We start from the raw sequence: 12,330 nt of genomic DNA on the forward strand, positions 1-12,330 counted from the left end.
CACGCCGCCCTGGCCCGCGGCACCGACGTCGACAAGCCGCGCAACTTGGCCAAGAGCGTCACGGTGGAATAGTTTTCAACGGGGGTAACCTGATCTACATGGTTATCGTGACCACGCCCCAGCTTTGGCAGCCTAGCCACTCTCAAGAACACTTGAAGTTGGTAGACGCAATCCTCTTTTTTAAAGAGAGGGGCCACGGCTTCCTCGGATCGCCAACGAGCTAAGTGTCCGCGGACTAGTCAGTCCAAGAGGAAAGCGGTTCTACCCCGCGCTCGTCTATTCCATCTACTGTAAATGGAAGCGTTGCCTTATCCGCGAGAGCAAGCGAGTCCGCTTCCACTTACACGCAGTTGTCGTGGAGATGTTGGTAGATCAACATGAGGCGGATTCCTAGCCTTCAGCTTCCCTCAATACTTCCCAAGCACGGCAGCCTAAACCCTTACATACACACTGCAGCGTATCGAGCTGTAGGTTCTTCTCGCCCCGCTCGATGGCGCTGTAGTGGCTCCGATGCATCCCAATATGGTCGGCGAACCCCTCTTGGCTGAAGCCAGCCTTCTCCCGCCGGGCTCGAAGGCCACTTCCAAGGCGCTGCAGGAGGGTAGCTGTCATAGCAGACCACCGTAGGGAAAACGCCCCTTTTGGCTCTACAGATGCCTAGGTAGACTACCTATAGGTAGTCAACGAAAGGGAGTGGCAAATGATTCGGGAAGCGATTGTATGGCTGATTCTCCTTACTGCAATAGGGTGTTTGCAGGAGCAGCCGACCAATAAAATCAGCTAAGTAGGAAGTGCGGGTGAGACTACAGCCGCGTCTGAGCCATCCTCGCCTCGTCTAACGAATGATGATCTGGCTGAGCAGAAGGCGCGAGCTGAGGCAGCAGCGAAAGAAGATGAGGAGCGTGCCCGCGACAGAGAGCAGGAAGCCGTCTACAACAAATGCTGGGCTCTCAACGACAGTGAAAGACCCCTGGTTTCGCGTGAGGAGTTCGGCTGGTATGTCGAGAACTGCTCGCACATGCACAATGCCGGCGACTACGAAACCTACTTGAAGGTCCACCAGAGCAGGTCCTGATCGCTCATATGTGCTTAGGAGCGCAACATAGACAGCCTCCAGTGTGATGGATATGATCGCCAAGATCATGATGTCGGAATGCCGATATGGCCGCGATTGGCATGCCTCCTGTAGTGCTGGCTCCGACATTCAAAGCTCTACTTAAAGAAGCACAGTTCACGCAAGAAATGCTGGGGGCTGGCGCTACTCAGATCCGAAAAGCGAACTACGCTTCTAAGGGCTTGTACTTCCAGGCGTTCACCAGCTTGGCGACCGGGCTAGAACGAATCGGTAAGCTGTGCCTTTTACTCGATTGCTATTTGAGTAGCGGAAGATTTCCTGATGACGACTACCTAAGGACGGAAATTGGTCACAAACTCAAGCTGCTGTACGCGAGATCGCAGAATGTTATCGCTCGTCACTCGATCGAGATTGAATACAAGCAGGACCTTTCCGATCCAATACTTCAAGCCATCATTCAAGTGCTACATGATTTCGCCCTTGGTGATCGCTACTCCAACATCGACATGGTCATCCGAAATCCGAGATCGAGTGACCCTGTAATCGCTTGGTATAAGACAGTTGATATCCCGCTTTATGAAAGCATGGTCACGGACGCCAAGAAGCAAAAAATTGCGCACAACGCCGCAGCTGTTGCCGCGCTCATTGGGCAGCATTCCATGGTGCTGCATACGTCAGAGATAGGCGAAGAAATCACCGATATCGAACAAGCAAGCCAAAGAACGGGAATGTTCGAGGCTGTAGCGCCGCATCGTCAACTGCGAGTTCTGCAAATAATCAGATACTGGGTAGAGTTGTTGCGCGCCCTACAATGGAAAGTCTATTTCCGAAATGGGGGTGATATTCCGTGCTTCGGAGAAATATTCGCCATCTTCAACAATGATGACTCGTACTTCCGAACAAGAAAGACATGGATCAGCCCGTGACTTCGCTTAGAGCTTAAGAATTGGGTGGTCAAAACGGTTGGGAATATCGCTGGCGAAGCATTTTCTGCATGTCGGGGCTGCTGACGATAAGACTGGCCTCATCCTTATGAGGTCGCGAAGGAGGGGTGATGGGTCAGTCCCGACGAGTTCGGCGGTAGCCTTCATTGCTGGTCCAGTTCTTCACTGATTCGGAAGTTGCGGTGACCTGAGACGAATCGTGTGGCCACTTGGAAGGTGAGTTCTCTACCCTGAGAGGCCAAGGAGAACTCATGAAGAAGCGATTCACCGACGAGCAGATCATCACGATCCTGCGCGAAGCCGAAACTGGCGCTTTGTCGATCAAGGGGGTGTGTAGGAAGCACAACATCACCGACCAGACGTTCTTCTGCTGGTGCAACAAGTTCGGTGGTCTGGAGGTACCCGATGCACAGCGGCTGAGGGATTTGGAATCGGAGAACAATCGTCTGAAGCGCCTGGTGGCCGAGCAGATGCTGGTGATCGAAGGGATGAAGGAGGTCGTCCGAAAAAAAGACGACCCCGTCGGAGCGACGCGACACGGTCCAGATCCTGGTCCGTCGAGGTCTCTCGCAACGCAAGGCATGCCGCTATCTGAGGCTGAGTCGGCGCATCACCAGTATGCGCCGCGGCAGGCGGCAGCGGGCGGGCAAGCGAGGAGGAGCTTCTCAAGTGGTGGGCGGGGCTCAGGGGCAGGCTCAGGCGGGGCAGGTTAAGGCACCTGATGGGGGACGCCCGCTCAGGGCGGGCTAACCTTTGCTCAGGGGCTCACATATCCAGAATACTTGCTACTGGTAGAATACATTTCATAAATGGATTGCAAAAATGGAGGGAATTGTATATTCTGCTGCCCGAGCAACCAGAGGTCCGGTCACGATGCGAGACAAGCGCGAGCGGTTCCTGGCGCTGGCTGAGAGCCGCGTCAATAGACTGCTTAAGGACATGCGGTTGGTTGGCAACCTCAGCAACCGCGCGAACTATCACTACACCTCTGAGGAGGTGCGAAAAATGTTCGCCGCTATCGAAGCTGAGGTTAAGGCGGCTCGACGCCGCTTCGACGAGCGCACGGAGTCGGCGGAAGCCGGTTTCAAACTCTAGACAGGGCATACAGCAAATGGAACGCAAGGTTGTTGAGCAACTTCTAGCCGCCACATCGGTACGCGATTTGACGAGCTTTACCCGTGCCCTCCAGAAGGAAGTTGGCAAGCTGAAATGGCTTCCTGTTGGCAACAATGACAACAATCTCGCGATCATCAACTTGGGAAGCGACTCCGCCGCAGGTTTGATTGAGCGCGTCACCAACGCGGTGGATGCTGTTCTCGACCGGGAGTGGATTCAACAAGGGCGCCCGGACGGCGTCAAATCACCACGCGCGGCAACCTCTACGTGGTTCGATATTCCAAATGGACGGCTCGGGGGGATCGTCCGAGATGATCTGAAGGAAATTCAGGACCTGTCAAAGAACGTTGTTGTTACGCTCTTGGATTCAGATCACAGCGACCTTCCGACGGTAGATATTCGCGATCAGGGTGTAGGTCTGCTGCCGCAGGAGTTTGGTGATTCGATTCTCAGCCTAAACAAGAATAGAAAGCTGAAGAAGCTTTTTCTTGCGGGTGCGTTTGGTCAGGGTGGTTCGACGGCACTCGCTCACTCTCAGTACACGGTGATCTTCTCACGCCGCGCGGCGCTTGAGGGGGAGGCGGCGGGTCCGTTGGCATTCACAGTGGTTCGCTACAACCCTGGCAACGTTGATCAAGACAAGCACGGCGTCTACGAGTACTTAGTGGACGCTAAGACTAAGGCCCCCTTCTTCGTTGACTGCAACGACAGCTTCTTCGAGCCGGGAACGCTTGTGCGTCACGTTGCGATGTCGCTACAGAAGTACTCTGCCGTTATGACGTCGCCCACCGGTTCCATGTGGTGGCTCGCGCACAACTATCTGTTTGACCCTGTAATGCCTTTTCGCATTGAAGAGAAGCGGAAGAGCAAGCTTAAGGACAAGGAGCCGACGGCGCGAATGGTGACAGGAAACCATCGCCGATTGACTCAAGCTGGGAGTGACGTCGAGCACAAGAGCAGTGCGCATCTTGTATTTCGTGACGGTCGTATCGATATCCATTGGTGGGTTCTATCGTCCGATTCAGAGGACTCCCGAGACAAGATTCGCAACTATGCGATGGTCGGCAAGCCGATTATCGTGACCTACAACGGACAGAAGCAGGGCGATTTCCCCAACACAATCATTCGAGAGGAGGTAAAGCTTCCATTCCTAGACCGCTATTTGGTCGTCCACGTCGATTGTGATGGCTTGGATGGCGAGTCCCGTCGCCAGCTATTTCCAACGACGCGAGAGACGATCCGTGATTCTCAGATCGGTGATGACTTGCGCCGTCTGATCGTCGAGGCATTGGTCGGTGATGATCGTCTCCGTGAGTTGGATCATAAGCGCAAGCAGAAGTATCTGAAGACGTCGTCTTCACCAGTCGAAGCGATCCGTAAGCGTCTCGCCAAGCGCATTAAGGCATCGCTTCTTACAGGCGGCGGCAAGGAAGGTCCGCGTAGCGCGCCACCTGAATCGCCGCACGAGCATGAGGACCCTGCGGCGATCCCGGTAGTGGACCCGCCGACCTTCCTTCAGATCACAAGTGCGGTGCCTCGTAAGGTGTACGCAGGAAAAATGTTTACCGTCAAGTTCGACACTGATGCTCGGGCAGACTATTTCTCATCGCTCGACCACTTCATGGCGCTGGTGACTCCCCCGACATTTGGCGCTTTCCAGGGTATTGCCAATGTCCGCGAAGGTCACGGAGTCGCGTACTTTCGCGCAATGGAGGACATCGAAATTGGGGCAACCGCAAAAGTTACGCTCGAAGTTCGGCCGCCTCGCTCTGCGAGTTTGAGCGACTCTCTCGACCTTGAAGCGGTCGAGCTGCCTCAGACGACGGGCGACAATAAGGGCGACGCAAAAACGCCGAATATCAACATCTGCCCAATCGAGAAGGAGGACGCCTACTACTCGGATAAACATTGGGATGGAAAGTCGGTCGCCGGGGTGGAAAGCGACGACGAATCCACAAACGTGTTTATCAATGTATCCAACGACCGGCTGACAGCGCTCATTACGCGTGCGCAGAGGAAAGATGACTCTGCCGTTGAGGCGATTCGTAGCTTCTATCTGGAACATATCGCGTTCTATGCCGTACTCGATCACGTCACAAAGCGTTTGGCGCCAGCTCAAGATGAGAACGGTGACGCAGGCGAAGCGGCTGTTCGCAAAGATGCAACTCTCATCAATGCCTGCGAGACGGTTTGCGGCATTATGGAGGCGCTGTTTGATGTCCTTGCCGTCGGATCCCCGGAAGCGGCTGTAGCATGAAGCAAGCTGTCGCGAGCCATACCTTGACCGAAGAATCAGTTCTCGAAATCTCAACACCTTGGTCTGGGCTCGGGCAGCGATGGGGACATTCGTGGCACAAGATGTGTTCGTATTTGGGTACGTATCCGCCATCGTTAGCCCGTGCTGCGCTTGCGCTCTTTAGTGGGCGCGGGGATATCGTTCTAGACCCGTTTTCGGGTCGGGGTACAACCCTACTCGAAGCTCGTCTAACCGAGAGGCGTGCATATGCTTCGGATCTGAATCCGATCGCTCTTGCTCTCTCCAAGGCTAAGGGGGCCGCGGTTTCTTACGATGCTGCGATAGAGCGGATTGAAGAATTGCGGGATGAATATGATCGCGTCCTGTATTTGCCAGAAGCACAAGTTCAGCCTGAGCACATCCAGATCATCTTTCACCCCGGCACACTTGCGCAGCTCTGCTATCTAAGGAGCATGCTTGTCGACTCGAACGATTCGACGGATGCTTTTCTCCTAGGTTGTCTTCTCGGGGTGATGCACGGCGCAGAACGGCAGGATGGAACATCAGGATATGCATCAATCAGCATGCCTAATACATTCAGCATGTCACCCAACTACGTGCGTAGGTACGTAGCGGAGAACAGGCTGAACAGAGTAGAGCGTGACGTATTCTCGATTCTTGCGTCAAAGGTTGAGCGGCTCAGAGTAGATGAAGCGCCGCGAGAGTTTGAGGCTTGTGTAAGTGCGTGCGATGCGAAGGAATTGGCTAAGTGCCCAGCGTTCCAGCCAATCATGGGCAAGATTGATCTTGTGGTTACCAGTCCGCCCTACTTGGACGTTGTGAACTACGCAAAGCAGAACTGGATACGGAATTGGTTGTTAGAGGAGGGAAGTACAAGTCATCTTGCTAAGCACCTGGACGATGACTTGAACTTGGGGGAATGGATGAGCTTCTCTTCGCTGGTACTTGAACAAATGGTGCAGACCCTTTCTCCGGATGGCGTGATCGTGTTTGTCGTAGGCGATGTAGCGCGTTCGGGAAAGGGGTCAATCAGTCTCGCGCGTGAGTTCATTCGGCGGGTTGCCCACGACGGGCATTTCGGATTCGTAGGATGCCTTGATGATCACATTGGGGATGACATCAAGACGACGCGCATCTGGCGAGATACGAAAGGCAAAGCTACGCAGATGGACCGCATCATCGTTCTGTCTCGGCGAGAGCCTGAGATCCGAGTCGAGCAGCTGGATGCCGCGTTCCCCGGCGTAAGCCTCATACAAGAGAGCAAACAGTACCTAGCTCCGAAGTACCTAGCGGAGTACGCCCGCAGATTTGCGGGTACCTAACTAAGCCTCGGCTGCGCAGGGCGTAAAGCTCGCTGTAGCGCACTTTACGAGTTGTAAAGAAAAGCATCTAAGCTTTACGAGGACTCCGCTTCCGGGCTTGCTTACGACGTTCGCCGCCCCCGGTCGGGGTCGGCTCGGGGAATCGAAACATTGGGTTTTCGGGCTGGCAATCTCTCCTCGTTGCCAGGCGGTCGCCTGCGATTAGGAGGAGGTGACCTGCGTACGGGTTTTGTAGCCACTCAGGCAGTGAGTCCTGTGGGGATGTTATCGGTTTCCGGCCAAGCACGCCGCACCGTGGCTGGAGGCTTGTAGCCATGCGCGCTGTGCGGCCGCTGCTCGTTGTAGAACTACCGCCAGCGCTCGATCAACACCTTCGCCTCGGCACGGCTACGGAACCATTCGCGATTGAGTAACTCGTCGCGTAGCTTGCCGTTGAAGCTCTCGACGAGGCCGTTTTGCCACGGGCTGCCCTGGGTGATGAAGGCCGGGCCGATGGCGGCGTCGCGCAGCCAGCGCATCACCTTGGCCGCGATGAACTCGGCGCCGTTGTCCGGACGCACGAACGCCGGCTTGCCGCACAACCGCATAAGCCGCGAGAGCGTGAGGATCACGTCCTGCGAACGCAGGCTCGCGCCGGCCTCGATCGCCAGGCACTCGCGGGTGTATTCGTCGATCACGCACAGCAGCTTCAGGCTACGCCCATCGACCATCTGGTCGTGCACGAAGTCGTAACTCCACACCGCATTGGGCCGCACCGCACCAGGGAGCCGAATGTCGCTGCCCGAACGACGTCGCCGCGGACGGCGGCGTGGAATGCTCAGCCCCAGCGCCCGCCACTGCCGACGGATGCAGGCCTCGCCCAAATTCAGCCATGCGGCCATGCGCCGGTAGCCGAAGCGCGGCACTTCCGGCGACGCCGCCAGCAGCTTCTCGGCCACGGCCTGATCCTTGGCCGCCTGCCGCGGCGCCTAGCTGGTGATGCGCCGACTCAACCCCAGATAGCGGCATGCCTTGCGTTGCGAGAGACCCCGACGGATCAGGAGCTGGACCGTGTCGCTCGTTCCGACGGGGTCGTCATTTTTTTCGGACGACCTCCTTCATCCCCTCGATCACCGGCATCTGCTCGGCCACCAGGCGCTTCAGACGATTGTTCTCCGATTCCAAATCCTTCAGCCGCCGTGCATCGGGTACCTCCGGGCAGCAGCGCAAGGGCTGCAAATTGAAGAAGGGGTCTGTCAATAAGCTGGTAGCGCTGCCGATGAGGGGGCCGCCGGGAAAACGATCCCCCCTCCCCCGTTGGAAACGATTCCGTGACGGTGGAATAAGCCCGCGTCCTCGCGCTGCCGGCGCGAGGACGCGGGTGTCATCGTTCATGGACCGAGACGCCGGTCAGCCCTGTTCGCGCGTCCTTTCCTCGTTCGCAAGCTGGGCGGCCAGGCGATCCTCCTCGCGGCACCAATGGCACAGGCGCGGGCCGGGCGCGAGGTCGTCCTCCAGCGGCAGCACGCAACGCTTGCAGAGGATCCCCTGTGCAATGGCATCGCTCCAGTCTTGCATGCCCCCTCCGAGGGTCGGTCAGGTATCGGAAGCGCGCCTATCGTCCTCGCAGAACAGGCCGCAATCAAGACGGTCCGTCGAGGACGTGAACGGGCGCACGGATTGGCGGGCGGCCGTCGTCGCGCGCCACGGGATCGCAATGCAATGACGATGCAAGGCGCGATCGGCGGGGTCGCAAAGCCGATGGCGTGCGGGGCTATCGATGCCCCTTCGCGGGAATGAACGGCGAGACCGGGTCGCTGGCGGGGAACGTCTCGTCCAGGGCTTCGTCCTGGTTCTCGCTCTCGTGGCGCTTGCGCCGGGCGCGCGCCTCGGGCGTCTCCGGGGCATCGTCGCTCCCGGGCGCGGGAATCTCCTTGCGGTCGCGTTCGCCGCTCACCACGGCCGCGAGCCTGCGGGCATTGCGTCCGGCCATGCCCGAGGCCGTGGCGGCAAGGCGTGGGGAAGCGGTGCGGAGACGGCTGGCATGGCGGACTCCCGGCGGGAGGATCGATGCTCCCGCCGGCCGCGTCAGCGGTGCGTCAAGTTTCCGATAAGGGCCGGTGATGCAAGGGCTGGCGATGCGGTGCGCCGCGGGCGGACAGCGCGGATAATCGCCGCATGCGCAAGATCCTCCATATCGACATGGATGCCTTCTATGCCTCGGTGGAACAGCGCGACGATCCCGCCCTGCGCGGCAAACCGGTGGTGGTGGCCTGGCGCGGCGCGCGCTCGGTGGTGTGCGCGGCGTCCTACGAGGCACGCACCTTCGGCGTGCGTTCGGCGATGCCGGCCGTGCGCGCCGAGCGGCTGTGCCCCCAGGCGGTGTTCGTGCCGCCGGATTTCGTCCGCTACAAGGCCGTCTCGCGACAGGTGCGCGAGATCTTCCTGCGCCATACCGACCTGGTCGAGCCGCTGTCGCTGGACGAGGCCTACCTGGACGTGACCGCGCCGAAGATCGCCTCGCCCAGCGCCACCGCGACGGCGCAGGCGATCCGCGCGCAGATCCGCGAGGAAACCGCGCTCACCGCCTCGGCGGGCGTGGCGCCGAACAAGTTTCTGGCCAAGATCGCCTCCGACTGGAACAAGCCGGACGGGCTGTTCGTGATCAAGCCGGCGCAGGTCGAGGCCTTCCTGCGCCCGCTGCCGGTCTCGCGCATTCCCGGCGTGGGCAAGGTGATGGAGAAGAAGCTCGCCGAGCTGGGCGTGGCCACGGTCGGCGACTTGCACGCCTTCGCGCGCGAGGAGCTGGAAGCGCGCTTCGGCAGTTTCGGCGCCAGGCTCCATGCGCGCGCCCGCGGCGTCGACGAGCGCGCGGTGGAACCGAACCAGCCGGTGCAGTCGATCTCGGCCGAGGACACCTTCGAGCGCGACCTGCTGCTGCACGAGCTCGAACCGGCGATCGTGCGCATCGCCGAGAAGGCCTGGCAGGCCTCGCGCAAGACCGAGCGCATCGGCCATACCGTGGTGCTGAAGCTCAAGACCGCGCAGTTCCGCATCCTCACCCGCAGCTTCACGCCCGAGGCGCCGCCGGCGACGCTGCAGGAGTTCGCCGCGATCGCGCTGGCGCTGCGCGATCGCGTCGACCTGGATCCCTCGACGCGCTACCGGCTGGTCGGCGTGGGTCTGTCGGGCTTCCGCGAGGCCGAGGAGAGCGCCGGCCAGCGCGAGCTGTTCTCCTTCGAGACGCCCGCGCCGGCCGAATGAGCGCCGGTGCTCAGTAGGCGACGGTGGCGATCTGGCGCACGAACTGCGGCCGCTCGATCTCGTCGACGAACGCGGCGGCGTAGTCCGGATAGCTGATCCGGCTATGCCCCTGGGCGTCGGCGAGCAGCGTGCGGGCGGCGGTGCGGAACGTCCCGCGCGCCTCGCCCGGGCCGATCTCGGCGGCGGGGGAGTAGAAGGTCCAGTCCAGGTCGTCCGCGGCCTGGAAAACCTTGAGCGCCTCGCGGTGCGCGAGGGCATAGGGCTTGTAGGCCTCGGGGAAATCCGGCGTGTCGACCAGTTGCAGGCCCGGCGCGACTTCCAGGCTGCCGGCGCCGCCGACGGCGACCAGGCGGCGGATGCCGGCCGCGCGCGCGGCGGCGATCAGCGTGCCCGCGACGGTGGCGACCGAGTCGGCCGGCGTCCCCGGCGCGGGACCGTAGGCGCTGGCGAGCACGTCGTGGCCGCGCGCGGCGGCGGCCAGCGCCTGGCCGTCGTCGAGGCCGGCGACGACGATGCGGGCGCCGTCGAGCTCGGCGGGAAGCGCGGCGTCGCTGCGCACGATGGCGGTGACGGCGTGGCCGCGGTCCAGGGCGGTGCGGGCGATCTGGCGACCGATCTTGCCGGTGGCGCCGACGAGGGCGATTTGCATGGCGAACTCCTGGCGGGTGGGAATGGAACCAGCTTAGTTGCCTGAAATGGATCGAAAAACCGCGTATAAGACGCGAGTCTGTTGCACGGATCGCCCCAATCATGGATCGCATGACCGCCGTCGCCGTCTTCGTCGAGGTCGCCGAGCGCGGCAGCCTGACCGCCGCCGCCGAGGCCCTGGACATGTCGCGGGCGATGGCCACGCGCTATCTGGCCGAACTGGAGGGCTGGCTGGGCGCGCGGGTCTTCCACCGCACCACCCGCCGCATCAGCCTGACCGCCGCCGGCGAGCAGGCGCTCTCGCGCTGCCGGCAGATGCTGGAGCTGGGCGAGGAATTGCGCGGCGCGGTCGGCGAGCGGACCGGCGCCGCGCCGCAGGGGCGGCTGCGCATCGCCTGCAGCACCTCGTTCGGACAAAGCCAGCTGGCCGCGGCGGTGGCCGCGTACGCGGCGCGCCATCCGGGCACGTCGGTGGACATGGTGCTGGCCGACCGCACGGTGAACCTGGTCGAGGAGCGCATCGACCTGGCCATCCGCATCGCCCACGCCCTCGACCCCAACCTGATCGCGCGCAAGCTCTCGGTGTGCCGCTCCGTGCTGTGCGCATCGCCCGCCTATCTGGCCGCGCACGGCACGCCGCGCCGCGCCGAGGAACTGATGCGGCACAATTGCCTGACCCATCACTTCGTCGGCAAGAGCCTGTGGCACCTGCGGCGCGAAGGCCGCGAACTGGCGGTGGCGGTGGGTGGCAGCGTCAGCGCCAACGAGGCCGGCGTGCTGCTGGCGGCGGTGCGCGCCGACGCCGGCATCGCCATGCTGCCGACCTACCAGGTGGCGCCGCTGCTGCGTTCGGGTGCGTTGGTGGGCGTGCTGCCCGACTACGACATCGAGCCGATGGGCATCTACGGCGTGTACGCCTCGCGCCGGCAGCTGCCGGCGCTGGTGCGCAGCTTCCTGGACTTCCTCGCCGAACGTTTCGGCGACGCGCCGCCCTGGGACCATCCCTAGGCGGCACGATTCCGCCCCCGCATCTGGAGACCGATTTGAACTTTCCGTATTCGCTGGCGCTGTTCGATCTGGACGGCACCCTGGTGGACACCGCCGCCGACATCGCCGAGGCGGTGAACCGCAGTCTGCGCGACTGGCAGCTGCCGCAGGTCGAGGAGGCCGTGATACGCGGCTGGATCGGCGACGGCGCCCGCGTCCTGGTCGAGACCGCCTTCCGCCACGCCGGCAGCGCCGTCGCCGTGGACGAGATCATGGACGGCTTCATGGTGCACTACGGGCAGACGCTGCTGCAGCGCGCGCAGCCGTATCCGGGCGTGGCCGACACGCTGCAGGCGCTGCAGGCGGACGGCGTCGCGCTGGCGGTGTGCACCAACAAGCCGCAGCGCTACGTGCGTCCGCTGCTCGAGCACCTGGGCATCGCCGGCTTCTTCGGCGCCATGGTCGGCGGCGACACGCTGCCCGAGCGCAAGCCCAGCGCGCTGCCGCTGCTGCACCTGGCGCGCCAGTTCGGCATCGCGCCGGAGGCGAGCGTGATGGTCGGCGATTCGGCCACCGACGCCGCCGCGGCGCGCGCGGCGGGCATGCCGCTGGTGCTGGTGCGCTACGGCTATCCGCGCGGCTTCGACCTGGATTCGGCCGGCGCGCTGGCGGTCATCGGCGAGATGCGGCAGCTGCTCGACCTGCGTCCCGTCTCGCCCGCTTCCGCCTGAGTCGCGC

11 protein-coding genes and 2 pseudogenes are annotated in these 12,330 nt (G+C 61.5%); 8 read left to right on the plus strand and 5 right to left on the minus strand.

From position 1 onward, the window contains the following. Positions 1–390: 390 nt before the first annotated feature. Positions 391–612, minus strand: a complete 222-nt coding sequence (locus MD221_RS15590) for a helix-turn-helix domain-containing protein (RefSeq protein WP_242112856.1) — start codon at positions 610–612, stop codon at positions 391–393. A gap of 549 nt (positions 613–1,161) precedes the next feature. Between MD221_RS15590 and MD221_RS15595 the strand changes: the two genes are divergently transcribed. The 5 genes and pseudogenes from MD221_RS15595 to MD221_RS15615 all read left to right on the plus strand — a co-directional run bounded on the left by MD221_RS15595 (position 1,162) and on the right by MD221_RS15615 (position 6,714). Next, positions 1,162–2,001 carry a hypothetical protein gene (locus tag MD221_RS15595; protein WP_242112858.1) on the plus strand — a complete coding sequence of 280 codons (840 nt, stop codon included), beginning with the start codon at positions 1,162–1,164 and terminating at the stop codon, positions 1,999–2,001. 269 nt (positions 2,002–2,270) lie between these two features. Further along, a pseudogene (locus MD221_RS17675) lies at positions 2,271–2,505 on the plus strand (transposase); the annotation flags it as partial. 387 nt (positions 2,506–2,892) lie between these two features. Then, on the plus strand, positions 2,893–3,114 hold the full coding sequence (locus MD221_RS15605; protein ID WP_242112860.1) for a hypothetical protein: 222 nt from the start codon (positions 2,893–2,895) through the stop codon (positions 3,112–3,114). Between the two features lie 16 nt (positions 3,115–3,130). Next, on the plus strand, positions 3,131–5,392 hold the full coding sequence (locus tag MD221_RS15610) for a hypothetical protein (protein ID WP_242112861.1): 2,262 nt from the start codon (positions 3,131–3,133) through the stop codon (positions 5,390–5,392). Beyond that, positions 5,389–6,714 (plus strand): DNA methyltransferase, encoded by a 1,326-nt coding sequence (locus MD221_RS15615; RefSeq protein ID WP_242112862.1) that lies wholly within the window; start codon positions 5,389–5,391, stop codon positions 6,712–6,714. The genes MD221_RS15610 and MD221_RS15615 overlap by 4 nt, the downstream gene beginning before the upstream one ends. A 239-nt stretch (positions 6,715–6,953) precedes the next feature. Here MD221_RS15615 and MD221_RS15620 read toward each other — a convergent pair. The 3 genes and pseudogenes from MD221_RS15620 to MD221_RS15630 all read right to left on the minus strand — a co-directional run. After that, positions 6,954–7,908, minus strand: a pseudogene (locus tag MD221_RS15620) (IS3 family transposase); the annotation flags it as partial. Between the two features lie 195 nt (positions 7,909–8,103). Further along, positions 8,104–8,271 carry a hypothetical protein gene (locus tag MD221_RS15625; RefSeq protein ID WP_242112863.1) on the minus strand — a complete coding sequence of 56 codons (168 nt, stop codon included), beginning with the start codon at positions 8,269–8,271 and terminating at the stop codon, positions 8,104–8,106. Positions 8,272–8,467: 196 nt separating this feature from the next. Beyond that, complete coding sequence (locus MD221_RS15630) at positions 8,468–8,686, minus strand: hypothetical protein (RefSeq protein WP_242112864.1); 219 nt, start codon at positions 8,684–8,686, stop codon at positions 8,468–8,470. 185 nt (positions 8,687–8,871) lie between these two features. Here MD221_RS15630 and dinB point away from each other — a divergent pair, with 185 nt between their 5' ends. After that, positions 8,872–9,957 (plus strand): DNA polymerase IV, encoded by a 1,086-nt coding sequence (gene dinB, locus MD221_RS15635; protein ID WP_242112866.1) that lies wholly within the window; start codon positions 8,872–8,874, stop codon positions 9,955–9,957. 10 nt (positions 9,958–9,967) lie between these two features. On the opposite strand, the gene MD221_RS15640 is transcribed toward dinB, so the two are convergent. After that, positions 9,968–10,606 (minus strand): NAD(P)-dependent oxidoreductase, encoded by a 639-nt coding sequence (locus tag MD221_RS15640; RefSeq protein WP_242112867.1) that lies wholly within the window; start codon positions 10,604–10,606, stop codon positions 9,968–9,970. A gap of 101 nt (positions 10,607–10,707) precedes the next feature. Between MD221_RS15640 and MD221_RS15645 the strand changes: the two genes are divergently transcribed. Further along, positions 10,708–11,613, plus strand: a complete 906-nt coding sequence (locus MD221_RS15645) for a LysR family transcriptional regulator (RefSeq protein ID WP_242112868.1) — start codon at positions 10,708–10,710, stop codon at positions 11,611–11,613. A gap of 35 nt (positions 11,614–11,648) precedes the next feature. Further along, complete coding sequence (gene gph / locus MD221_RS15650) at positions 11,649–12,323, plus strand: phosphoglycolate phosphatase (protein ID WP_242112869.1); 675 nt, start codon at positions 11,649–11,651, stop codon at positions 12,321–12,323. Positions 12,324–12,330: the final 7 nt, after the last annotated feature.

Origin of the sequence: Luteimonas aquatica, from assembly GCF_022662575.1 — a bacterium.
Taxonomy (GTDB): Bacteria; Pseudomonadota; Gammaproteobacteria; order Xanthomonadales; family Xanthomonadaceae; genus Luteimonas; species Luteimonas aquatica.